The following is a 21,891-nucleotide window of genomic DNA, read 5'->3' on the forward strand; positions in this document are numbered from 1 at the left end:
ACGTGGCCCAAATGGAGTACTGTTGCGAGCCCTGGGTCCGGTCTCCCGCCAGGACGTCCGTGGCCTTCAAGGACCGCCGGGAGGGGGCTAGTTGCACAGGGTGACGGAGTTGGTCACTTAGCGTTGCGAATAGGTAACCGTGCCATAACGGCGATCCAGGGCCCGTGCCCGACACGCCGGGCAACTCGGCAAGGTTGTGGCAGGCTGCACCCGGGCAGGCCACACTCGACTAGCGGAAGCAGCGACGCACGTGACGTCGGCAGGCACCACCCGGGAGGTCCCCATGCCCGAACTGCGTGTCGTGGCCGTCTCCAATGACGGCACACGGCTGGTGCTGAAGGCTGCGGACAGCACGGAGTACACGCTTCCGATTGACGAGCGTCTGCGCGCCGCTGTTCGCGGCGACCGTCCCCGCCTCGGCCAGATCGAGATCGAGGTGGAGAGTCATCTCCGCCCCCGCGACATTCAGGCACGTATACGCGCTGGTGCGACCGCGGAAGAGGTCGCACAGATGGCCGGTATTCCCGTCGACCGCGTACGGCGGTTCGAGGGGCCCGTGCTGGCCGAGCGCGCCTTCATGGCCGAACGCGCCCGGAAGACTCCGGTCCGCCGTCCCGGCGAGAACGCGGGGCCGCAGCTGGGCGAGGCCGTCCAGGAGCGGCTGACCCTGCGCGGTGCCGAGAAGGACACCGTCCAGTGGGACTCCTGGCGCCGCGACGACGGCACCTGGGAGGTTCTGCTGGTCTACCGGGTCGCGGGCGAACCGCACTCGGCGAGCTGGACGTACGACCCGCCGCGGCGGCTCGTCCAGGCCGTCGACGAGGAGGCCCGCTCGCTGATCGGCGAGTCCGAGGACCTCGCCGCGCCCGAGCCCAGCTTTCCGTTCGTCCCGCGTATCGCCCGGCTGCCGCGCGACCGTCCGCTGGACCGCGCGCTCGACCGGGAGCGGCCCAGCCTGCCGGCGCCGACACCCGATGCCGAGGAGACAGCGAGCGAACGGGACTCGCTGACCAGCCTGTTGGAGGCCGTACCGAGCTTCCGCGGCGACCTCGTGGTACCCGAGCGCCCGTCGGAGGCCCCCGCACCGGCGGAGCCCCCCGCCGAGCCCGCGGCGGAGGAACCGCCCGCTCCCGCGGCGTCGGCCGGCTCCGCCTACGCCGATGTCCTCATGCCCCGCTCCGTGGGCAGCCACCGCGACCGGCTCATCGGCTCGACCGACCGCCAGGCCGAGGCCGACGGCGTCCGCCCGGGCCGTCGCGCGGCGGTCCCGAGCTGGGACGAGATCGTCTTCGGGACGCGCCGCAAGAAGCAGGAGTAGCAGGAGCAGTCGGTCGTACGGCGTCCAGGGCGTCGTACGACCGTGGGCCCGCGCGCTTGGGTGCGGGCCCGTTCCGTGCGTTACTGAGGGTCGGGGCCCACCGCCACCGGACGCGACGGGTCCGAGGACCACTCCGACCACGAACCCACGTACAGCGCGGCCGGGATGCCCGCGACGGCGAGCGCCAGCACCTCGTGGGCCCCGGAGACACCGGAACCGCAGTACACGCCGACCGCCGTGCCGTCGTCGGCGCCGAGGGCCTTGAAGCGTGCGTGCAGTTCCTCGGCGGGCAGGAAACGGCCGTCGGCGGCGACGTTCTCGTTGGTCGGCGCGGACACGGCGCCCGGGATGTGTCCGCCGACCCGGTCGATCGGCTCCACCTCGCCCCGGTAGCGCTCCCCCGCGCGGGCGTCCAGCAGCAGGCCGGAGCGGGCCAGTGCGGCGGCGCCGTCCGCGTCGAGCAGACCCGCCGCGGCGGGGTTCGGCTGGAAATCGCCCTCCGCCGGGGCCGGGACGGAGGTCTCCAGCGGTCCGCCCCAGGCCGGCAACCCGCCGTCGAGGACCCGCACGTCCGGGTGACCCGTCCAGCGCAGCAGCCACCACGCGCGGGCCGCCGCCCAGCCCTGGCCGCCGTCGTACACGACCACCGGGCGCCCGGACGTGACGCCCGCGCGGCGCATCGCGGCGCCGAACTCCGCGAGGTCCGGCAGCGGGTGCCGGCCGGCGGTACCAGGGGTGGAGGCGAGCTCTTCGTCCAGGTCGACGAAGACCGCGCCGGGGAGGTGTCCGGCGGTGTACTCGGCCCGGCCGTCGAAGGGCGGCTCGCCCGCCGCTACAGCCACACTCAACTGCCAGCGGACGTCGAGAAGCACCGGCGGACGAGGTCCGGCCAGGTCGCCGGCGAGTTCGGTTGCGGAGATGATGGCGTTCATGGCCACCATCCTCGCGTACGGGGTGGCCGCAACGTCCATGTCCGGCTACTCTGCTCGGCCGGACAGCCCCGATCACGAGGCGTACGGGATCGGGCACATGCTGTACAGCCGATCGACACCCGTGGGCATTCACACGGAAACGGACGAGAAACGGCACACCGGGCATCCTCCGGGCACAGCGCGCGGTACAGCGGCGCGCCCGGGACGCGCGGCATCACGGGTGGTGCGAGCATCGGCACGGGGGTCCGGAGAGCGGAATCGATGCGGCCACCGCGAGGAGCCGAGGAGAGAGTGACGATGACCGAGGCACGGGGGTCGGCCGGCCTGAACGGCGAACCGCACGCTCGGCACGCGCCCGGCTCGCCCTGCTGGGTGAGTCTGATGGTGCACGGGCCGGCCGCGACCCAGGAGTTCTACGGTGAGCTGTTCGGCTGGGAGTTTCAGCCCGGACCGCAGCAGCTCGGCCCGTATGTGCGGGCGCTGCTGGACGGAGAGGAAGTGGCCGGAATCGGTCAGCTGCCGCCGGACCGCCATCTGCCGATCGCCTGGACGCCCTACTTCGCCTCGACGGACGTGGACCTGACGGCCGACACGGTACGGCTGTGCGGCGGCACGGTGGGTGTCGGCCCCCTGGACGCCGCCGACGCCGGCCGCCTCGCGATCTGCTCCGACCCCTCCGGCGCCGTCTTCGGCGTCTGGCAGGCAGCGGCCCACCTCGGTATCGCCCTCACCGGCGTCCCCGGCACCCCGGTCTGGAACGAGCTCCTGACCTTCGAGACAACGAGCGTGGCCAAGTTCTACGAGACGGTCTTCGGCCACGAGCAGCAGGCAGTGGTCTCGGCGGACTTCGACTACGTCACCCTCCACCTGGCCGGCCGCACGATCGCCGCGATCCTCGGCCTCGGCCACTCGCTTCCCCGCGACCGGGGCCCCCACTGGATGACCTTCTTCGAGGTGGCCGACACAGACGAGTCAACCACCCGAGTAGTCACCCTGGGCGGCCACATCCTCAAACCCCCACACGACAGCGCCCTGGGCCGCATGTCCACAGTGGCAGACCCAGAGGGCGCAAGATTCTCACTGCTCCAGAGCAGGCCCTGATCCTCCCGGCTCGCCGGGACCCCGGCACGGGCGGATCCTGGAGACATCAGCCGCTCCGCGCGAAGTGATCGGGAGGAGCGATGCGACGTCGTACCGCACCGTTGTTCACCTCCGTATTGGCGGGCTCGGCTCTGGCTCTGGCCCCTGTGTCGTCCGACGGGAAGGTCGGGGACACGCTGAGCCTCACGGGCATCGAGGACGCGGAGAAGCTGGACGTCACCGTGACCAAAGTCGTGGATCCGGCACGCGCCGAGAACTCGATCTTCAAGCCGGACGAGGGCAACCATCTCGTCGCCGTCCAGTTCCGTATGAAGAACACGGGCAGGGTCGAGTACACCGACGCGCCATCGTTCGGCGCGGAGGTGATCGACCAGAAGGATCAGCGCTTCGACGCATCGATCATCTACGCCACGACCGCCGGAGCCGAGTTTCCCGGCAGCGTAACGATCCGGCCCGGAGCCAAGGCGGTCGGCTTCCTGACCTTCGAAGTGCCCGACGGATCCCGCGTCGTCGCCGTTCAGTACACGATGAACAGCGGGTTCTCCGACGACACCGGCGAATGGAAGGTCCCCAAGCGCCGCTAGGCAGACGGCACCGGCAGCACATCCGGCGACAGCGCCGCCGCTCTCGCCGTCGCTGCCGTCATGCGGCGGCGGTGGTGGCGGCGGCAGAGGACCTCGTAGCCGATGGTGTCCGATTGGTCGACGTCGCCGACGACGACCTGGGCGCCCTCGACCACCATCTCGCCGCCCACCGTGCGGGCGTTGTGGGTCGCGCGGGCTCCGCACCAGCACAGGGCCTCCACCTGGAGGACCTCGACGCGGTCGGCGAGTTCCACCAGGCGCTGGGAGCCGGGGAAGAGCTTGGAGCGGAAGTCGGTGGTGATGCCGAAGGCGTAGACGTCCAGGCCCAGGTCGTCCACCACGCGCGCGAGTTGGTCGATCTGCTCCGGGGCCAGGAACTGCGCCTCGTCGGCGATGACGTAGTCCGCGCGGCCGCCCTGGGACAAGTGGTCCACCAGGTACGCGTACAGATCCTGGCCGTCCTCGACCTCCACCGCGTCCGTTACCAGACCGAGGCGCGAGGAGAGCTTGCCCTCGCCGGCGCGGTCGTCGCGGGTGAAGATCATGCCGACCAGGCCGCGCGCCGAGCGGTTGTGCTCGATCTGGAGAGCCAGCGTCGACTTCCCGCAGTCCATCGTTCCGGAGAAGAACACCAGCTCGGGCATGGGGTGTTGAGCACCTTTCGGCAACAGGGTCGTACGGGACGTGGCTTCAGGAACGTACTTCGAGCAGCGGAACCAGCTGTTCCGCCGGGGTCATCGAGCCGTGGTTGCCGACCATCGCCGACTCCTTCGGCTCCCGCTCGGATGCGATGATCAGCACATCGTCGCGAGCGGCCGCGACGACGTCGCCGATCCGGGCGTACACCCGCTCGTCGATGTGCGGGCCGAACCATCCCGCCGCGATCGCCTCCTCCCGCGAGGCCACCCAGAACTGCTCGCCGAGCACCTCGCGCCAGCAGGTCAGGACGTCGTTCTCGGCGCCCGGCACCGCGTAGACATGGCGCGCGCGGCCCTCGCCGCCCAGCAGGGCGACCCCGGCGCGCAGCTCCCAGTCCTCGTCGAAGTCGATGCGATGCTGCTCGTCGAAGGGCACGTCGACCATGCCGTGGTCGGCGGTGACGTAGAGCGCGGTGCGCGGCGGCAGCTGCTCGGCGAGGCGCTGGACGAGCCGGTCGACGTACATGAGCTGGCCACGCCACATGTCGGAGTCGACGCCGAAGCGATGGCCCGCGCCGTCCACCTCGGCGTAGTACGTGTAGACCAAGGAGCGGTCACCGGCGGCCAGTTGCTCGGCCGCGAGGTCCATGCGCTCCTCGCCGCTCAGCCGCCCGTGGAAGGTGCCGCCGCTCAGCGCCACCTTGGTCAGCGGGGTGTTCTCGAAGGCCGGCGACGACACCTGCGCGGCGTGCACACCCGCGTTGTGGGCGATCTGGAAGACGGTGGGGTACGGCTGCCAGGGCCGCGGCGCGGTCCACGGCTGCCAGCGCAGCTGGTTCATCAGCTCACCGGTGTCGGGATTGCGCACGGTGTAGCCGGGCAGTCCGTGCGCCCCCGGCGGCAGTCCGGTGCCGACGGAGGCGAGGGAGGTCGCGGTGGTCGCCGGGTAGCCGGTGGTCAGCGGCCGTCCCGTGCCGCCGCGGGAGCTGGCGAGGAGCGAGGTCATGAACGGCGCCTCCTCGGGGTGCGCCTTCAGCTGCTCCCAGCCGAGACCGTCGATCAGGAACACGCAGTTCCGCTCGGCCGGGGCCAGCTCGCTGATCGCGGCGGTCATACCCGGTACGTCCATACCGGCGGCCAGCGTGGGCAGCAGATCGGCGAGCGAGCCCGCGCCGTACTCGGGGAGGGGGGCGGAGTCGAGGGGCAGCGGTTGCGGGTCGTGCTCCCAAACAGGCTGAGCCATCAGCGGGCGGTATCCGCGGTCGCCTCGGAGAGCGCCTGCGCGAAGGCGAGCGCCTGGCGCACCGTCTCCGGGCCGTCGCCGGCCTCGCTGACGCGCAGGCTGAGGTCGTCGGCGGTGGAGCTGCCCGTGTAGCCGTGGTCGGCCTCGCAGTTGGGATCGCCGCAGGCGGCCGGCTCCAGATCGATCCGGGAGACCGCGCCCCAGCCGATGGTCAGCACGACCTCGCGGGGCAGCGTGCCCGGCGTGTACGACTCCGGGTTGGCGACCACCCGGCTGAGCACGACCGACGAGATCCGGCCGATCTTGACCGACTCCGTGGAGGTGGTGGCGTACGGGGTCGGGGAGGTGGTGTCCGCGGCCTGCTCGTCGGTGTGGCTGACGATGAAGCGGTTGTCGGTGAGAACCAGCACGGTGACATGCCGCCGCACCTCGTTCTGATCGAATGTGGTCTCCTGGTGGACCAGGTACGACCGGATGGGCTCGCCGCCCACGGCGGCCTCCACCGCCTCGGCCACGAGGGCCGGGTAGTAGCCGCTGCGCTCGATCGCCGCTCGCAGCCCCTGGGTCGTCGTACTGGTCTTGGCCATGGCCACCATCCTACGGGGGCCCACTGACTGCGAGGGACCGCTCGCGCCGGTCAGTAGGCGGGCAGCGTGCGCGGGCCGAGGTCGTCGCGGGCGGGCGGCGGGGCCAGCCGTACGGTGGCACCGAGCACGGTCAGACCGTGCGGGGCGACGACGACCGGCTCCAGGGTCACGGCGACGACCTCGGGGTGGTCGTGGACCAGGCGCGAGACCCGGAGCAGCAGCTCTTCCAGCGCGGGTGTGTCGACCGGGGTCGAGCCCCGCCAGCCGAACAGGAGCGGCGCGGTCCGGATCGAGCGCACGAGGGAGGTCGCCTCGCGGTCGGTGACCGGGATCAGCCGGTGCGCCATGTCTCCGAGAAGCTGGGAGGCGGCCCCGGCGAGCGCGAACGACAGCACGGCACCGGCCGCCGGGTCGATCACGGCCCGTACGACGGTGTCGACCCCGCGCGCCGCCATGGCCTGCACGACCGGCCGCAGCTCCTCCGGCTTCCCGAACAGCTCGGCCAACTCGGTGTACGCCCGCCGCAGTTGCTCCTCGTCGGCAAGATCCAGCCGGACGCCGCCCAGATCGGCACGGTGCCGCAGGTGCGGCGCGGTGGCCTTGAGGGCGACGGGGTAACCGACGGCGCGGGCAGCTTCGGCGGCGGCGTCGGGGGTGGGGGCGGGGAGGGCCCGGCGGACGTGGATGCCGTACGTCCCGAGCAGCTCGCAGGTCTCCTCACTGCCGAGGGTGAGCCCCTGCCCGCGCGCGAGCAGCCCGTCGATGAGGGCAGCGGCCCCCCGCTCGTCGATGTCCTCGTACTCGGGCACCCGCCCGGGCTCGGCGGCCTCCCGCCGCCACTGGGCGTACTTCACGGCTTCGGCGAGGGCGCGAACGGCTCGCTCGGCGGCGGGGTAGGCGGGAATGAGACGGGGTGCGCGCTGAGGTCCTCCGGGGGCTGCCGACAGCGCGCCACGGTCGGCCGCTTCCGCGTCACCGCGGTCAGCCGCCCGGGTTCCGTCCTGGTCAGCGGCTTGCGCCCGGGCACGGTCGGCCGTTTCAGCCCGGCCGCTCGCACTGGGCTCCGCCGAGCCGCGGGCATGCGATGCCGTCGCGCCGCGGTCGGCCATCGCCGGGCCGCCGACACCCGGCTGCGCCAAGCCGCGGGCGTTCGCACGGCCTGGGGACGCGCCCGTCTCGCTGGAGGGTGCATCCCCGGCGGCACCGGGTCGCCCGTCCGACCCCGCCCCGGCCGCAGCCCCGGCTTCGCCGGAACCGGCCTGCGGTGCCGTGCTCGCCGCGGCCGACAGTGCTTCCGCGAGCCCCCCGAGCTCCACATGCACCACCAGTACCGGCTTCCCCGGTACCTCCTCCGCCGCCGACCGCAGCGCCTCCGCCAGGACCGCGTCCCCCGCCGACGGCTCCCCGATCGCCGGGATCGCGGTGACCACGACGGAGTCGCAGGTGTCATCGGCCAGCGCCCGGGACAACGCGGCCCGGAAGTCCTGCGCCGACGCCCCCGTCGTCAGGTCCAGCGGCGGCAGCGGTCGTAGCCCCTCGGAGAGGCACGCGTCGTAGGTCAGCAGCCCCAGCGACTCGGAGTTGCCGAGGATCGCCACCCGCGGCCCGGCGGGCAGCGGCTGGCGCGCGAGCAGCAGCCCCGCGTCGACGAGTTCGGTGATCGTGTCCACCCGGATCACCCCGGCCTGCCGCAGCAGCGCCGACACGGTGGCGTGCGGCAGCCGCGTCGCGCGGACGGCATGCCCCTGCGGAGCCGCGCCGCCGTGCCGCGCGCCCTGCACCACGACCAGCGGCTTCGCCGCCGCCGTCCGCCGGGCGAGCCGGGTGAACTTGCGCGGGTTGCCGATGGACTCCAGGTACATGAGGGCGACATCGGTGTCCGGGTCGTCGTACCAGTACTGGAGTACGTCGTTGCCGGACACGTCGGCCCTGTTGCCGGAGGAGACGAAGGTGGAGACGCCGGTGACGCCGGTGACCCCGCCGCCGCGCCGGTGCAGCCGGGACAGCAGCGCGATGCCGATGGCGCCGGACTGGGCGAACAGCCCTATCCGCCCGGGCCGCGGCATCTCCGGCGCGAGCGAGGCGTTCAGCCGTACGCCCGAGGAGGTGTTGATGACGCCGAAGGCGTTCGGACCGATGATCCGCATGCCGTACGCGCGCGCGTGCCGGACGAGTTCGCGCTGACGCTCCCGGCCTTCCGGCCCCATCTCGGCGTACCCGGCGGAGAGCACGACCAGCCCCTGGACGCCGTGCTCACCGCACTCGGTGACGACCTCGGGGACCTGTTCGGCCGGCACGGCGACGACCGCGAGGTCCACATGGCCGTCGATGTCGCGCACCGAGCGGTACGCGGGCACCCCGGCGAGCTCCTTCAGCCCCTCGGGGAACGCCTGGTTCACGGCGTACAGCGGACCTTGGAACCCGCCCTCCCGGATGTTGTCCAGGACGCCGCGGCCCACACCGCCGGGTGCGCGGCCGGCACCGATGACGGCCACCGAGCCGGGGACCAGGAGCCGTTGCACGGAGCGCCCCTCGGCGCGCTGTTCGCGCGCGTACTGCACGGCGAGCGAGCGGTCCGTCGGTTCCAGGTCGAACTCCAGGCGGACGACGCCGTCCTCGAAGCTGCGCTTCTGGGTGTACCCGGCGTCCGTGAACACCTTGATCATCTTGGTGTTGGCGGGCAGCACCTCGGCGGCGAACCGCCGGATGCCCCGCTCGCGCGCGACCGCGCCGATGTGTTCGAGCAGGGCGGAGGCGACCCCGCGCCCCTGATGGGCGTCCTGGACGAGGAAGGCGACCTCGGCCTCGTCGGCGGGGGCGGAGGCGGGCAGACCGTCGGCGCCAATGCGGTCATAGCGTACGGTTGCGATGAACTCGCCGCCGATCGTGGCCGCGAGTCCCACCCTGTCCACAAAGTCGTGGTGCGTGAAGCGGTGGACGTCCTTGGCGGACAGACGCGGGTAGGGCGCGAAGAAGCGGTAGTACTTCGACTCGTCCGAGACCTGCTCGTAGAAGCTGACCAGGCGCTCGGCGTCATCAACGGTGATGGGGCGGATGCGCGCGGTGCCGCCGTCGCGCAGCACCACGTCGGCTTCCCAGTGGGCGGGGTACTCGTGCCGGTCCGACGCGCTCTGCATGGGGCCCAGAGTACGGCTCGCGTACGACAACGGCGCGAGGCAGTCTGTGGAGGACGAGTGTCGGATCGAGGCCGCGGTCCGACGGCTGCACGGGACGGGACGAAGGTCCGTTCCGGACACGCTTCACGTGTGGAACACTGGTCTAGACAACCTGAGAACCTGAAGGGCAGCATCACATGGCTGAGCGCCGCGTCAACGTCGGCTGGGCCGAGGGCCTCCACGCCCGCCCCGCCTCCATCTTCGTCCGAGCCGCCACGGCCGCAGGCGTCCCCGTGACGATCGCCAAGGCCGACGGCAACCCCGTCAACGCGGCCTCCATGCTGGCGGTTCTGGGCCTGGGCGCCCAGGGCGGCGAGGAGATCGTGCTCGCCTCCGAGGCCGAGGGTGCGGACATCGCCCTCGACCGTCTGGCGAAGCTGGTCTCCGAGGGTCTCGAAGAGCTTCCCGAGACCGTCTGAGTAATTTCCGGTCGCGGCACACGCCGCTTCCATCGAGGGCTCGCCCGAATTACCGGGCGGGCCCTTCGCCATTTCCGCTTCCGGGCAGCGAAAATAATCCCCCGGAAATTACACCCTCTTTGTATACGGCGCGCATGTTAATGCCGCAGGCCAGACATGTTTACGGGATGTTGCGAATTCCTCACACGCTCCCCGCCGGAAGGGAACCGCAGCCTGTGCGTACCGCTGGAGCGCTCTGTGTGCACGGCGGTGATCGCCCGCGCGCGCTCGCTGTCCCCGCGCGCCACCGCGTCCACGATCGCGCCGTGCTCCGCCCAGGTCTCCGCGGGACTGGCCGGCGCCTCCACCGCGTACATCCAGGCGATCTTGTGCCGCAACTGGGTCAGCATCGAGGTCAGGGCGGGGCTGCCGGAGGCCTGGGCGAGCGTCTCGTGGAACCAGCCGCCCAGGGAGCGCAGATCCTCGCTGTTGCCCCTTCTGGCCCGCTCCTGACCGAGCCTCACCAGGCCGCGCAGCACCTTCAGATGCGCCTCGGTGCGCCGCTGGGCGGCCCGCGCGGCGCCGAGCGGCTCCAGCAGCGAGCGCATCTCCAGCAGGTCGGAGGCCTCCTGCTCGGTGGGTTCCGCGACGCACGCGCCCGCGTGCCGCCGGGTCACCACGAAGCCCTCCGCCTCCAGCGTGCGCAGGGCCTCCCGGACGGGGACGCGCGAGACGCCGTAGCGGCGCGCCAGCAGTTCCTCGGTGAGTCGGCTGCCGCGCTCGTAGACACCGGCGACGATGTCGTCCCGGATCGCCGTGCATACCGAATGCGCCGGAATACGCATGACCGACCTCCGCTTTAATCCCCGTGAAACGTCGATGACTGACGTGTGTTCAGTGACTCTATTGCAGTGAGCCGGAATTTCCGATGGCGGGCCGGAATCCATGGATATTTTTTGGACAGCGAGGGCTCACAAACGCCGAAAACCCCGGCTCGGCGAGCCGGGGTCCCGGGAAGCGGTGGCGGGTGTCGTCAGACGTTCACGCCGCGCGAGCGGAGGTAGGCGACGGGGTCGAGGTCCGAGCCGTACTCCGCGGTCGTACGGGCCTCCAAGTGCAGATGGGGCCCGGTGACGTTGCCGGTGGCGCCGGAGAGGCCTATCTGCTGGCCCGGGGTGACGCTCTGGCCCACCGAGACGCCGATGGACGAGAGGTGGGCGTACTGGGTGTACGTGCCGTCGTGCATCTTGATGACGATCTGGTTGCCGTACGCCCCGCCCCAGCCGGCCTCGACGACGGTGCCCATGCCGACCGAGCGGACGGAGGTGCCGCTGGAGGCGTGGAAGTCGGCGCCGGTGTGGCTGCCGGAGGACCAGAGGGCGCCGCCGGCCTTGTAACTGGTCGACACGTAGGAGCCGGAGACCGGGGAGACGAAGGTGTTCAGGCGCTTGCGCTCGGCCTCGCGGGCGGCGCGCTCCTTGGCCTCGCGCGCCTTCTTGGCCGCCTCGGCGGCCTTCTTGCGCGCGGCCTCCTCGGCCTTCTGCTTCGCCTCGGCCTCGTCGGCCGCCTGCTGCTGGGCGGCGGCCTGGGCGTCGATCTGCGCGGCGACCGAGTCGCCGATGGTGATGACGGGGGTGAGAGCGGTCTGCTCGGCGGAGATGTCCGCGGCGAGCGCGGGGCTCGACAGGGTTCCGATGACGCCGGTGGTGGTGAGTGCCGCGACGCCCGCCGCGCGGGCGGTGGTGCGCTGCATCCTGCTGGGACGACGGTGCTTCCCGGTGGCGCGCGTGAACGCCATGAAGTGGGTGGTCCTTTCCTTCCCTCTCGCCTACCGGGTTAGCTGACGGGTTCGGAGCAGGAAGGTCTCCTACGGACCCCCTCGCTCACGCGCGGGCGTCCGATTCACCCCAGGGACTGCGGTGGGTCCCCGGCTCCCCTGGCTCGCGCCGTACGGGGACTCGGCGATGACTGTCCGGTGCCGCGGATGCGGCGCACTGCCTGACGGACAGCCCGCACGACGCTAAACGGGGCAACTTTCAATCCCCAAACGGATCACGGCTTTTGTAGCGCATGCCACAGGTCAGACAGGCAACCTCTCCCTCAATTCGGACATAAGGGGGCCCTGGTGACGCTTCCGTCACCAGGGCCCCACACGCGCGTGATCGCGCGTTCACGTCCGAGGGTGTGTCTACTCGGCTGTCACAACGGTGACTTCACCGATGCCGAGGGCCTCGACGGGCTCCTTGATCTGCGCCGCGTCACCGACCAGCACGGTCACCAGACGGTCCACCGGGAAGGCGCTCACGACGGCCGCGGTGGCCTCCACGGTGCCGGTCGCGGCGAGCTGGCGGTACAGCGTGGCCTGGTAGTCGTCCGGCAGGTGCTGCTCGACCTGGTCGGCCAGGGTGCTCGCCACGGCGGCGGCCGTCTCGTACTTCAGCGGCGCCACCCCGACGAGGTTCTGTACGGCGACGTCCCGCTCGGCGTCGGTGAGCCCGCCCTCGGCGAGGGTGCGCAGCACGGTCCACAGGTCCTGCAGGGCGGGACCGGTGTTGGGGGTGTCGACGGAGCCGCTGATGGCGAGCATCGCGGCGCCGGTGCCGTCGGGGGCGGAGCGCAGGACCTGCCCGAAGGAGCGCACGCCGTAGGTGTAGCCCTTCTCCTCACGCAGGACGCGGTCCAGGCGGGAGGTGAGGGTGCCGCCGAGGCAGTACGTGCCGAGGACCTGGGCCGGCCACACGCGGTCGTGCCGGTCGGGGCCGACGCGGCCGATCAGCAGCTGCGTCTGGACGGCTCCGGGGCGGTCCACGATGACGACGCGGCCGGTGTCGTCGGCGGTGACCGGGGGTACGGGCCGCGGCTCGGCCGAGGAGCCGGTCCAGGAGCCGAGGGTGTCGGCGAGGAGCGCGTCGAGGTCGGTGCCGGTGAGGTCGCCGACCACCACGGCGGTGGCCGTGGCGGGGCGGACGTGCCGCTCGTAGAAGGCGCGTACGGCCCCGGAGTCGATGGCCGCGACCGTCTCCTCGGTGCCCTGGCGCGGGCGCGACATGCGCACGGTGGCCGGGAAGAGCTGCTTGGACAGCTCCTTGGCAGCGCGCCGGGAGGGGTTGGCCAGCTCGTGCGGGATCTCGTCAAGGCGGTTGCGCACCAGCCGTTCGACCTCGCTGTCGGCGAAGGCGGGCGCCCTCAGCGCGTCGGCGAGCAGTCCGAGCGCCTTGGACAGGCGGGAGACCGGCACTTCGAGGGAGAGGCGTACGCCGGGGTGGTCGGCGTGCGCGTCGAGGGTGGCGCCGCAGCGTTCCAGCTCGGCGGCGAACTCCTCGGCGGTGTGCTTGTCGGTGCCCTCGGAGAAGGCACGCGCCATGATCGTGGCGACGCCGTCGAGGCCGGCCGGCTCGGCCTCCAGGGGGGCGTCCAGGAGCACCTCGACCGCCACGACCTGCTGGCCGGGGCGGTGGCAGCGCAAGACCGCCAGACCGTTGTCGAGGGTCCCGCGCGTGGGTGCAGGGAAGGCCCAGACCTTCGGCTCGCCCGCCTGCGGCTGGGGGTGGAACTCCATCGTGGCGAGCTCGGTCACTTGGCCGCCTCCTCGTTGTCGTCGGTGGCTTCCACGGTGGCCGCGGACTCCAGGTCTTCGGTGGGCTCCTCGACGGTCTCCGTGGGGACGGTCGGCTCGTAGACGAGCACCGCGCGGTTGTCGGGGCGCAGGCGGGCCTTGGCGACCTCCTGGACCTCCTCGGCCGTCACCTCCAGCACCCGCTTCACGGCGGTGAGGGCGAGCTGCGGGTCACCGAACAGGACGGCGTAGCGGCACAGTTCGTCGGCGCGGCCCGCGACGGTGCCGAGCCGGTCCAGCCACTCGCGCTCCAACTGGGCCTGGGCGCGCTCCATTTCCTCGGCCGTCGGCCCCTGCTCGGCGAACCGGGCGAGCTCCTCGTCGATGGCGGCCTCGATGACGGGGACCTCGACGTCACCGGAGGTCTTCACGTCAAGCCAGCCCAGGGAGGGCGCTCCGGCGAGCCGCAGCAGCCCGAACCCGGCGGCGACGGCCGTACGGTCGCGCCGTACGAGACGGTTGTAGAGGCGGGAGGACTCGCCGCCGCCGAGGACGGTCAGGGCCAGGTCGGCCGCGTCGCACGCGCGTGTGCCGTCGTGCGGGAGGCGGTAGGCGGCCATCAACGCCCGCGCGGGGACCTCCTCCTCGACGATCTCGCGCAGCTGCTCGCCGATGATCTCCGGCAGCGAGCCTTCGCGCGGGGCGGGCTTGCCGTCGTGGGCGGGGATGGAGCCGAAGTACTTCTCGACCCACGCGAGTGTCTGCTCCGGGTCGATGTCGCCGGCGATCGACAGTACGGCGTTGTTGGGCGCGTAGTACGTACGGAAGAACGCGCGCGCGTCCTCCAGCGTCGCCGCGTCCAGGTCGGCCATCGAGCCGATCGGCGTGTGGTGGTAGGGGTGGCCCTCGGGGTAGGCGAGGGCGGTCAGCTTCTCGAAGGCCGTGCCGTAAGGGACGTTGTCGTAGCGCTGGCGGCGCTCGTTCTTCACGACGTCCCGCTGGTTCTCCATCGACTCGTCGTCCAGGGCGGCGAGCAGCGAGCCCATGCGGTCGGCCTCCAGCCAGAGGGCGAGCTCCAGCTGGTGGGCGGGCATGGTCTCGAAGTAGTTGGTGCGCTCGAAGCTGGTGGTGCCGTTCAGCGAGCCGCCGGCGCCCTGCACCAGCTCGAAGTGGCCGTTGCCCTTGACCTGGGCGGAGCCCTGGAACATCAAGTGCTCGAAAAGGTGAGCCAGACCGGTGCGCCCCTTGACCTCGTGGCGCGAGCCGACGTCGTACCAGAGGCACACCGCCGCGACCGGGGTCAGGTGGTCCTCGGAGAGCACCACGCGCAGGCCGTTGGCCAGGCGGTGCTCGGTCGCTGTCAGGCCGCCGGAGCCTGCCTGGGCTGTGGCCGTGTGACCCATGGGCATGTACGTCCCTTCGATCGCGGACGCGGTCGTCGAAACCGCGGTTTTCCTACCGGTCCTGCCACTGTATGCAAGCGTGCGCGGCCTCGGCGAAGTTCCCGGTCGACATACGCCGACAGCGGATCGCGTAGCCTGCGGGCAGCCGTGAGCGGAGGTCCGCCGCCGCGCCGGGCCGGACGGCCGACGCCGGGTCCTGGTCCGGGTTGTCAGTGCCGCGGTCCACAATGGTCCGCGTCAGATCCAGTTCACGCGTCAGCATGAGCGCCCCGTAGGTGAGCGCACAGAAAAAGGAGCCTTGGCAGCGATGGCCCGCCGCAGCACGAAGACCCCGCCGCCCGACGACTCGTACGAGGAGCGGATCCTCGACATCGACGTCGTCGACGAGATGCAGGGCTCCTTCCTTGAGTACGCGTACTCGGTCATCTACTCACGAGCCCTGCCGGACGCCCGCGACGGCCTGAAGCCGGTGCACCGCCGCATCGTCTACCAGATGAACGAGATGGGCCTGCGCCCCGACCGCGGCTATGTGAAGTGCGCGCGCGTGGTCGGCGAGGTCATGGGTAAGTTGCACCCGCACGGCGACGCGTCGATCTACGACGCGCTGGTGCGCATGGCGCAGCCCTTCTCGATGCGTGTCCCCCTGGTCGACGGCCACGGCAACTTCGGCTCGCTCGGCAATGACGACCCGCCGGCCGCCATGCGGTACACCGAGTGCCGTCAGGCCGCCGCGACCAGCCTGATGACGGAGTCGATCGACGAGGACACGGTCGACTTCGCCCCCAACTACGACGGCCAGGAGCAGGAGCCGGTGGCGCTGCCCGCCGCCTTCCCGAACCTCCTGGTCAACGGCTCCTCCGGGATCGCGGTCGGCATGGCCACCAACATGCCGCCGCACAACCTGTCCGAGGTCATCGCGGCCGCCCGCCATCTGATCCGCCACCCCAACGCGGATCTGGACGCCCTGATGCGGCACGTCCCGGGCCCCGACCTGCCCACCGGCGGCCGGATCGTGGGTCTGACCGGCATCCGGGACGCGTACGAGACGGGCCGCGGCAGCTTCAAGATCCGCGCGACGGTGTCCGTGGAGAACGTGACGGCCCGCCGCAAGGGCCTCGTCGTCACCGAGCTGCCCTTCACGGTCGGTCCCGAGAAGGTCATCGCCAAGATCAAGGACCTGGTCGGCTCGAAGAAGCTCCAGGGCATCGCCGACGTCAAGGACCTCACCGACCGCGCGCACGGCCTGCGCCTGGTCATCGAGATCAAGAACGGCTTCGTGCCGGAGGCGGTCCTGGAGCAGCTCTACAAGCTGACGCCGATGGAGGAGTCCTTCGGCATCAACAACGTCGCCCTGGTCGACGGCCAGCCCCTCACCCTGGGCCTCAAGGAACTCCTGGAGGTCTACCTCGACCACCGCTTCGAGGTCATCCGGCGCCGCAGCGAGTTCCGCCGCACCAAGCGGCGCGACCGGCTGCACCTGGTGGAGGGCCTGCTCACCGCCCTCGTCGACATCGACGAGGTCATCCGGCTGATCCGCTCCAGCGAGAACAGCGCGCAGGCCAAGGAGCGCCTGATGGAGCGCTTCTCACTGTCGGAGATCCAGACGCAGTACATCCTCGACACCCCGCTGCGCCGGCTCACCAAGTACGACCGCATCGAGCTGGAGGCGGAGAAGGACCGGCTGAACGAGGAGATCGCGGAGCTGACCCGGATCCTGGAGTCGGACGCGGAACTGCGCAAGCTGGTGTCCAACGAACTGGCCGCGGTGGCCAAGAAGTTCGGCACCGAGCGGCGTACGGTCCTGCTGGAGTCGGCGGGCGCCACGGCGGCGACGGTTCCGCTCCAGGTGGCCGACGACCCGTGCCGGGTGCTGCTGTCCTCGACGGGCCTGCTGGCCCGTACGGCGAACGGCGACCCGTTCGCGGAGGACGGCGACGCGAAGCGCTCCAAGCACGATGTGATCGTCTCGGCGGTGCCGGCCACCGCACGCGGTGAGGTGGGCGCGGTGACGTCCGCGGGCCGTCTGCTGCGGATCAACGTCGTCGACCTGCCGACGCTGCCGGAGACGGCGGCGCGGCCGAACCTCTCGGGCGGCGCTCCGCTGACGGAGTTCGTCTCCCTGGAGGGCGACGAGACGGTGGTCTGCCTGGCCACGCTGGACGAGTCCTCCCCGGGCCTGGCGCTCGGCACCGAGCAGGGTGTCGTCAAGCGCGTGGTGCCCGACTACCCGTCCAACAAGGAGGAGTTGGAGGTCATCACCCTCAAGGAGGGTGACCGGATCGTCGGCGCGGTGGAACTGCGCACCGGCGAGGAGGACCTGGTCTTCATCACGGACGACGCCCAGTTGCTGCGCTACCAGGCCTCGCAGGTGCGTCCGCAGGGCCGCCCGGCGGGCGGTATGGCGGGCATCAAGCTGACGGAGGGCGCGAAGGTCATCTCCTTCACTGCGGTGGACCCGGCGGCCGACGCGGTGGTGTTCACGGTCGCGGGCTCGCGCGGCACGCTGGACGACTCGGTCCAGACGACGGCGAAGCTGACCCCGTTCGACCAGTACCCGCGCAAGGGCCGCGCCACCGGTGGCGTCCGCTGCCAGCGGTTCCTGAAGGGCGAGGACTGTCTCTCCCTGGCCTGGGCGGGCCCCGCTCCGGCCCGGGCGGCGCAGAAGAACGGCACTCCGGCCGAACTCCCGGACATGGACCCGCGCCGCGACGGCTCGGGGGTGTCGCTGCGGAAGACGGTGTCGGTGGTGGCGGGCCCGGTCTAGAAGTGTCCTGAAGATCTTGCTTGGGACGCCCCGATCGCCCAGGTTCGCCCGCAAAAGTCGATTGGGGCAATCCGGTGCAAGTCGGGCGGGTTTTCAAGATTCTCAGTGGTCTCCTAGGCCTCCGCGAGGTCCTCGTCCTCGGAGCCCTGTACGTAGCGGAGGATGCCCCACATGCCGGTCTCGTCGGCGTGTGGGGCATCGCTCTCACACGCCTGGAGTTCCTTGGCGAGGGCGGGCGCGTCGATGCCGGAGCCGATGAGGACGAGCTGGGTGAGCCGCTCGTCGGAGGGCGTCCAGGGCTCGGGGTAGAACCGGAGGAACCGCCCGACGGCGTGCACGGAGTACCGGTTCAGGGCGTCGTGCGGGCCGAAGTCGACGTACCCCTTGATCCGGTAGAGCCCCTCGGGACGGCTGTCGAGGAAGCTCATGAGCGCGCGCGGATCGAGAGGCCGTCCGGAAACGAACGAGACACTGTCGTACCCGGTGTGCGGATGCCCGTCATGGCCACCGTGCTCATGCAGGTCGTCGAAGGACAACTGCCCCACGCGCTCCTCGCCGGGCCGGCAGTCGAAGAGGAACTCGGGGTCGACACGCCCGTAGGTGGCGGGAACGACGGAGGCACGACCCGCGAGCTCACGGACGAACGGAATGAGACGATCCGGCTCAGCGGCCCGATCGAGCTTGTTGACGACGACGAGGTCGGCGAGGGCGAGATGCCGGTCGATCTCGGGGTGCCTGGCGCGGGTGTCGTCGAACTCGGCGGCGTCCACGACCTCGACGAGACCGCCGTACACGATCCCCGGATGCTCGCTGGCGAGCACCATGCGGACCAGTTCCTGCGGCTCGGCGAGGCCACTGGCCTCGATGACGATGACGTCGATGCCGACGGCGGGGGCGGCGAGGCGTTCGAGGTGGAGGTCGAGTTCACCGGCGTCGACGGCGCAGCACAGGCAGCCGTTGCCGAGGGAGACGGTCGAGTCGCCGAGCGCGCCGGCCACAGCCATGGCGTCGATCTCGATGGCCCCGAAGTCGTTGACGATCGCTCCGATACGGCTGCCTCCGCTGCCGTGGAGGAGATGGTTGAGGAGCGTGGTCTTGCCGGAGCCGAGGAAACCGGCGAGGACGACGACCGGGATCTGCTGCGACCTGCGACTCGGGACCAACGAGCGACCTCTCTCCCACCGACGCGTGCACCGGCTCGCGACCCGGCGCCCGTGCGAAGAATGAATGCCGCCCCAGGATACGAGCCGAAAGAAACCGCGCGAAGTGAACGATTGTTAGCAGCACTTGCGGGGCAGACGTTGGGCATGGCGCCGGACTGTGCGACCCTCGCTTCCCTCCGTGCGCCTCCTCTCCGCCTCCCTGCCGATCAGAGCCGCTCGGCACCCTGGGAGACGGCAAGCGCCGCCCACCGCTCGCCGGTCCCCATCAGTCGACCCGCACCCCGACGACCGGCGGACGGCCGCCTGAATCGGGGGTTGACATGACCACACGGACCTTTGGGCTTCAGAGGCTGCTGGTTGTCGCGTCGGCAGGGGTCGGGCTCGCGGCAGGTGCCGCGGCTACCCTGGCCGCCCAGCGACCCGCGCTCAGCGGCTTGCGTACACGCGTCGAAATCCTGGAGAAGGCTGCCCAGACCCAGCGGCAGTCCAATTTCGCCCACCAGCAGCGACTGCACTGGGAGTTGCTGAGCAAGGCCATGGACGATCCAGCCCTGGCCGAGGTACTGGACCCCTTCAACGGGACGGTCCCGCCGAGCAAGCGGCGCCAGTTCCTCTTCGCCAACGCCCTCTACACCAACTTGCTCTGCTACTACCGCATGGGCAACATCACGCGCGAGGAGTTCTTCGGCTTCGCGCGGAGCATGCTCCAGATCCCCGTGTTCCGTGAGTACTGGTACGCGACCCGGCCGCACCGCGCCACGCTGATCGACACCTCGGACGAGGCCAAGCTCGGGCGTATGGTCGACGAGCTTCTGGTCCAGTTGGAGGAGACCGACATCGACGAGTGGTGGGTCGTCGGCGAACCGCCGAGCGAGTAGGACCGACCGCTCCCCGGCGCTCCGGCCCGTAAAGCGCCGTCCCTGCGCTCCACGCTCTCGGGCACATCACACGATTGGGCGGTAACAAACCAATAAACCGTCGCGTTTCCCCAGGTGCCAACAAGGTTGACTACTGCGCATCTTGCGGTACGGGTCGATCCCGCGTGCCACCGTCCACGCCGCCCGGTTGTCGAGGCCGCGGTCCCACCGGGCCGCATCACACCGCGCTGCACCCATGCGCTTCCAGCCTCGCGACCAGAAGGAAAGCCAGAACAGTGAGCCAGATCATCCGTCGGATCGGTACCCCGCCGAGCGCCAGGGGAAGCGCCACCGGCTGCAACTGTCCCGACATCTTCGAACTGTCCGACGGAAGGTTCGCTGTCATCGGCACGGACATCACCGAAGAACTCGACGCCCAGCTTCCCCCCGACGCCTCCAGAGCCGATTACGAACGCATCGTGGTAGTGACGCGCGACACGCTCATCCACGCCAAGGCTGATATTCCAGACGCGTAACCGGTCGGATTCGATTTGTACACCCGCTCGTTCAGTCAGCCTGTGTTCTTTCGCCCTTCGACGGCCCCAGCGCCATGCGCCTCTACGCGGCAGGGCGCTGGGGGCGGCATCACCATGACCGCAAGGTCACAGCATGAAAGGCCGAACCCATGGCGAAAATCGTACGGCGGATCGGTGACTCTCCCCGCGCGCGAGGCAGCGCCTCGGGTCAGACGTGCCCAGACATCTTCGAACTCAGTGACGGCGACTTCGCCGTCATCGGCAGGGAGGCCACGGCAGTCCTGGACAAGGAGTTGCGCGCCTACGACGCGTCCAGGGCCGACGACGAGCGCATCGTGGTCATCAGCAGGGAAACTCTGATCCGGGCTCGCAGGGACATTCCCAGGTCCTGACGCCTGGCGCCTTCAGACCGCGCCGAGTCAACGAGACGGGTCCGGCGCCGGACCCGTCTCGCCCGGTCACGCCGGCACCGCCACCGGCGCCCCCGGCCCCACATACCGTGCCGCCGGGCGGATGATCTTGCGGTCCTCCGCCTGTTCCAGGATGTTGGCGCTCCAGCCCACGACGCGAGCCGCCGCGAAGGTCGGGGTGAACATCTCGCGGGGCAGGCCACAGAGTTCCATGACCACGCCTGCGTAGAACTCGACGTTGGTGTGGAGTTCGCGGCCGGGTTTCAGTTCGGCGAGGATCGTCTCCACCTGGCGCTCCACCTCCACGGCGAAGTCGACGCGGGGGCCGCCGAAGCGCTGGGCGATCTCGCGGAGCATGCGGGAGCGGGGGTCCTGCGTGCGGTAGACGGCGTGGCCGAAGCCCATGATGCGGTCGCCGGCGAGGACGCGTTCGCGGATCCAGGGGTCGATGCGGTCGGGGGTGCCGATCGCGTCCAGGGTGTCCAGCGCCCGGCTGGGGGCGCCGCCGTGCAGAGGCCCGGAGAGCGCGCCGACCGCCCCCACGAGGCAGGCCGCCACATCCGCTCCGGTGGAGGTGATGACCCGCGCCGTGAACGTTGATGCATTGAACCCGTGATCAATGGTTGAGATCAAGTATTGCTCGACGGCCCTCGCCCGCACCGGATCCGGCTCCGAACCCGTCAACATGTACAGGTAGTTGGCCGCGTACGACAGGTCCTCACGCGGCTCCACCGGCTCAAGCCCCGCCCCCAACCGATACAGCGCCGTCAGCAGCGTCGGCACGGCGGCCGCCGCGGCGAGCGTGTCCCGGCGGCGGTCGTCCACGTCGATGTCGTACACCGGGCGGAAGCCCTTGACCGCGCCGAGCAGCGACAGCGCGGTGCGCATGCCGGCCAGGGGTCCGGAGCCTCCGACGCCCGCGCTCGCCGCGGCGATGGCGGGCAGGACCGCGCGCACCTCGTCCGGCAGGCGTCGTAGCGCCGCGGTCTGGGCGGCGAAGGCCGCGGCCCGTTCGGCGTCCGGCAGTTCACCGTGGACCAGCAGATGCCAGACGTCCTCGAAGCCGCGGGTCTGCGCGAGTTCGACGGCCGAGTACTGGCGGTAGTGGTAGAAGCCGTCCAGCCCTCGGACGTCACCGATGGCGGTGTCGGTGACAACGACGCCGGCGAGTCCCCGCGGCGCCTCGACAAGAGCAGTGGCCGGCCTGTTGACGGACATGATTTCC

General features: G+C 70.9%; 20 protein-coding genes and 1 riboswitch. Of the genes, 8 read left to right on the plus strand and 12 right to left on the minus strand.

The features are described 5' to 3' along the window. The first annotated feature begins 283 nt into the window (after positions 1-283). Positions 284-1,318, plus strand: a complete 1,035-nt coding sequence (sepH, locus tag RMT89_RS01595) for a septation protein SepH (RefSeq protein WP_315882064.1) — start codon at positions 284-286, stop codon at positions 1,316-1,318. A gap of 80 nt (positions 1,319-1,398) precedes the next feature. Here the strand turns inward: sepH and RMT89_RS01600 are convergent, their stop codons facing one another. Further along, on the minus strand, positions 1,399-2,250 hold the full coding sequence (locus RMT89_RS01600) for a sulfurtransferase (protein WP_315882065.1): 852 nt from the start codon (positions 2,248-2,250) through the stop codon (positions 1,399-1,401). 297 nt (positions 2,251-2,547) lie between these two features. On the opposite strand from RMT89_RS01600, the gene RMT89_RS01605 reads away from it, so the two are divergent. Continuing rightward, positions 2,548-3,351: a VOC family protein gene (locus tag RMT89_RS01605; RefSeq protein ID WP_315882066.1), complete on the plus strand. Its 804-nt coding sequence runs from the start codon at positions 2,548-2,550 to the stop codon at positions 3,349-3,351. 80 nt (positions 3,352-3,431) lie between these two features. Continuing rightward, positions 3,432-3,935 carry a DUF4352 domain-containing protein gene (locus tag RMT89_RS01610; protein WP_315882067.1) on the plus strand — a complete coding sequence of 168 codons (504 nt, stop codon included), beginning with the start codon at positions 3,432-3,434 and terminating at the stop codon, positions 3,933-3,935. On the opposite strand, the gene RMT89_RS01615 is transcribed toward RMT89_RS01610, so the two are convergent. Genes RMT89_RS01615 through RMT89_RS01630 form a run of 4 tightly spaced genes read right to left on the minus strand, consistent with a single transcriptional unit; the run spans position 3,932 to position 9,540 of the window. Further along, positions 3,932-4,579 (minus strand): thymidine kinase, encoded by a 648-nt coding sequence (locus RMT89_RS01615; protein WP_250071171.1) that lies wholly within the window; start codon positions 4,577-4,579, stop codon positions 3,932-3,934. The two genes, RMT89_RS01610 and RMT89_RS01615, sit on opposite strands and share 4 nt — an antisense overlap. A 46-nt stretch (positions 4,580-4,625) precedes the next feature. Next, positions 4,626-5,816, minus strand: coding sequence for an alkaline phosphatase family protein (locus tag RMT89_RS01620; protein WP_315882068.1), 1,191 nt, complete (start codon positions 5,814-5,816; stop codon positions 4,626-4,628). After that, on the minus strand, positions 5,816-6,403 hold the full coding sequence (locus tag RMT89_RS01625) for a DUF5998 family protein (protein ID WP_315882069.1): 588 nt from the start codon (positions 6,401-6,403) through the stop codon (positions 5,816-5,818). Before RMT89_RS01625 ends, RMT89_RS01620 begins: the two co-directional genes overlap by 1 nt. 50 nt (positions 6,404-6,453) lie before the next feature. Continuing rightward, positions 6,454-9,540 (minus strand): GNAT family N-acetyltransferase, encoded by a 3,087-nt coding sequence (locus tag RMT89_RS01630; RefSeq protein ID WP_315882070.1) that lies wholly within the window; start codon positions 9,538-9,540, stop codon positions 6,454-6,456. Positions 9,541-9,716: 176 nt separating this feature from the next. Between RMT89_RS01630 and RMT89_RS01635 the strand changes: the two genes are divergently transcribed. Further along, a complete protein-coding gene (locus RMT89_RS01635; RefSeq protein WP_315882071.1) occupies positions 9,717-9,998 on the plus strand; it encodes an HPr family phosphocarrier protein in 282 nt (93 codons plus the stop codon). A gap of 137 nt (positions 9,999-10,135) precedes the next feature. Here RMT89_RS01635 and RMT89_RS01640 read toward each other — a convergent pair whose 3' ends face one another. The 5 genes from RMT89_RS01640 to RMT89_RS01660 form a co-directional block, all read right to left on the minus strand. Beyond that, positions 10,136-10,822 (minus strand): GntR family transcriptional regulator, encoded by a 687-nt coding sequence (locus RMT89_RS01640; RefSeq protein WP_315882072.1) that lies wholly within the window; start codon positions 10,820-10,822, stop codon positions 10,136-10,138. 188 nt (positions 10,823-11,010) lie between these two features. Next, a complete protein-coding gene (locus tag RMT89_RS01645) occupies positions 11,011-11,775 on the minus strand; it encodes a M23 family metallopeptidase (protein WP_315882073.1) in 765 nt (254 codons plus the stop codon). A gap of 12 nt (positions 11,776-11,787) precedes the next feature. Beyond that, positions 11,788-11,951, minus strand: a riboswitch (cyclic di-AMP (ydaO/yuaA leader). A 214-nt stretch (positions 11,952-12,165) separates the two neighbouring features. Further along, positions 12,166-13,554, minus strand: a complete 1,389-nt coding sequence (locus tag RMT89_RS01650; RefSeq protein ID WP_315882074.1) for a pitrilysin family protein — start codon at positions 13,552-13,554, stop codon at positions 12,166-12,168. After that, on the minus strand, positions 13,551-14,936 hold the full coding sequence (locus RMT89_RS01655; RefSeq protein WP_315882172.1) for a pitrilysin family protein: 1,386 nt from the start codon (positions 14,934-14,936) through the stop codon (positions 13,551-13,553). Before RMT89_RS01655 ends, RMT89_RS01650 begins: the two co-directional genes overlap by 4 nt. Positions 14,937-14,988: 52 nt before the next feature. Continuing rightward, a complete protein-coding gene (locus RMT89_RS01660) occupies positions 14,989-15,198 on the minus strand; it encodes a hypothetical protein (protein ID WP_315882075.1) in 210 nt (69 codons plus the stop codon). Positions 15,199-15,243: 45 nt separating this feature from the next. Here RMT89_RS01660 and RMT89_RS01665 point away from each other — a divergent pair, with 45 nt between their 5' ends. Then, complete coding sequence (locus RMT89_RS01665) at positions 15,244-17,700, plus strand: DNA topoisomerase IV subunit A (RefSeq protein WP_315882076.1); 2,457 nt, start codon at positions 15,244-15,246, stop codon at positions 17,698-17,700. A gap of 113 nt (positions 17,701-17,813) precedes the next feature. Here RMT89_RS01665 and RMT89_RS01670 read toward each other — a convergent pair whose 3' ends face one another. Next, positions 17,814-18,863 carry a GTP-binding protein gene (locus tag RMT89_RS01670; protein WP_315882077.1) on the minus strand — a complete coding sequence of 350 codons (1,050 nt, stop codon included), beginning with the start codon at positions 18,861-18,863 and terminating at the stop codon, positions 17,814-17,816. Positions 18,864-19,183: 320 nt separating this feature from the next. Between RMT89_RS01670 and RMT89_RS01675 the strand changes: the two genes are divergently transcribed. From RMT89_RS01675 to RMT89_RS01685, 3 genes are all read left to right on the plus strand, one after another. Then, a complete protein-coding gene (locus RMT89_RS01675; RefSeq protein WP_315882078.1) occupies positions 19,184-19,741 on the plus strand; it encodes a DUF6082 family protein in 558 nt (185 codons plus the stop codon). A 275-nt stretch (positions 19,742-20,016) separates the two neighbouring features. After that, a complete protein-coding gene (locus RMT89_RS01680; protein ID WP_315882079.1) occupies positions 20,017-20,256 on the plus strand; it encodes a hypothetical protein in 240 nt (79 codons plus the stop codon). Between the two features lie 149 nt (positions 20,257-20,405). Next, complete coding sequence (locus RMT89_RS01685) at positions 20,406-20,648, plus strand: hypothetical protein (protein WP_315882080.1); 243 nt, start codon at positions 20,406-20,408, stop codon at positions 20,646-20,648. 66 nt (positions 20,649-20,714) lie between these two features. Here the strand turns inward: RMT89_RS01685 and RMT89_RS01690 are convergent, their stop codons facing one another. Continuing rightward, entirely contained in the window at positions 20,715-21,884 is a 1,170-nt protein-coding gene (locus RMT89_RS01690; RefSeq protein ID WP_315882081.1) for a citrate synthase/methylcitrate synthase, read from the minus strand. Positions 21,885-21,891 lie beyond the last annotated feature (7 nt).

Origin of the sequence: Streptomyces sp. P17 (genome assembly GCF_032436805.1) — a bacterium.
Classification (GTDB): domain Bacteria; phylum Actinomycetota; class Actinomycetes; order Streptomycetales; family Streptomycetaceae; genus Streptomyces.

Excerpts from the sequence above, each read along its gene's own strand:
- RMT89_RS01620 (WP_315882068.1), bottom strand. The coding sequence starts at position 5,816 with ATGGCTCAGCCTGTTTGGGAGCACGACCCGCAACCGCTGCCCCTCGAC.
- RMT89_RS01625 (WP_315882069.1), bottom strand. The coding sequence starts at position 6,403 with ATGGCCAAGACCAGTACGACGACCCAGGGGCTGCGAGCGGCGATCGAG.
- RMT89_RS01675 (WP_315882078.1), top strand. The coding sequence starts at position 19,184 with ATGACCACACGGACCTTTGGGCTTCAGAGGCTGCTGGTTGTCGCGTCG.
- RMT89_RS01685 (WP_315882080.1), top strand. The coding sequence starts at position 20,406 with ATGGCGAAAATCGTACGGCGGATCGGTGACTCTCCCCGCGCGCGAGGC.
- RMT89_RS01630 (WP_315882070.1), bottom strand. The coding sequence starts at position 9,540 with ATGCAGAGCGCGTCGGACCGGCACGAGTACCCCGCCCACTGGGAAGCC.
- RMT89_RS01660 (WP_315882075.1), bottom strand. The coding sequence starts at position 15,198 with ATGCTGACGCGTGAACTGGATCTGACGCGGACCATTGTGGACCGCGGC.
- RMT89_RS01605 (WP_315882066.1), top strand. The coding sequence starts at position 2,548 with ATGACCGAGGCACGGGGGTCGGCCGGCCTGAACGGCGAACCGCACGCT.
- RMT89_RS01635 (WP_315882071.1), top strand. The coding sequence starts at position 9,717 with ATGGCTGAGCGCCGCGTCAACGTCGGCTGGGCCGAGGGCCTCCACGCC.
- RMT89_RS01640 (WP_315882072.1), bottom strand. The coding sequence starts at position 10,822 with ATGCGTATTCCGGCGCATTCGGTATGCACGGCGATCCGGGACGACATC.
- RMT89_RS01690 (WP_315882081.1), bottom strand. The coding sequence starts at position 21,884 with ATGTCCGTCAACAGGCCGGCCACTGCTCTTGTCGAGGCGCCGCGGGGA.
- sepH (WP_315882064.1), top strand. The coding sequence starts at position 284 with ATGCCCGAACTGCGTGTCGTGGCCGTCTCCAATGACGGCACACGGCTG.
- RMT89_RS01615 (WP_250071171.1), bottom strand. The coding sequence starts at position 4,579 with ATGCCCGAGCTGGTGTTCTTCTCCGGAACGATGGACTGCGGGAAGTCG.
- RMT89_RS01610 (WP_315882067.1), top strand. The coding sequence starts at position 3,432 with ATGCGACGTCGTACCGCACCGTTGTTCACCTCCGTATTGGCGGGCTCG.
- RMT89_RS01600 (WP_315882065.1), bottom strand. The coding sequence starts at position 2,250 with ATGAACGCCATCATCTCCGCAACCGAACTCGCCGGCGACCTGGCCGGA.
- RMT89_RS01655 (WP_315882172.1), bottom strand. The coding sequence starts at position 14,936 with ATGGGTCACACGGCCACAGCCCAGGCAGGCTCCGGCGGCCTGACAGCG.
- RMT89_RS01665 (WP_315882076.1), top strand. The coding sequence starts at position 15,244 with ATGGCCCGCCGCAGCACGAAGACCCCGCCGCCCGACGACTCGTACGAG.
- RMT89_RS01645 (WP_315882073.1), bottom strand. The coding sequence starts at position 11,775 with ATGGCGTTCACGCGCGCCACCGGGAAGCACCGTCGTCCCAGCAGGATG.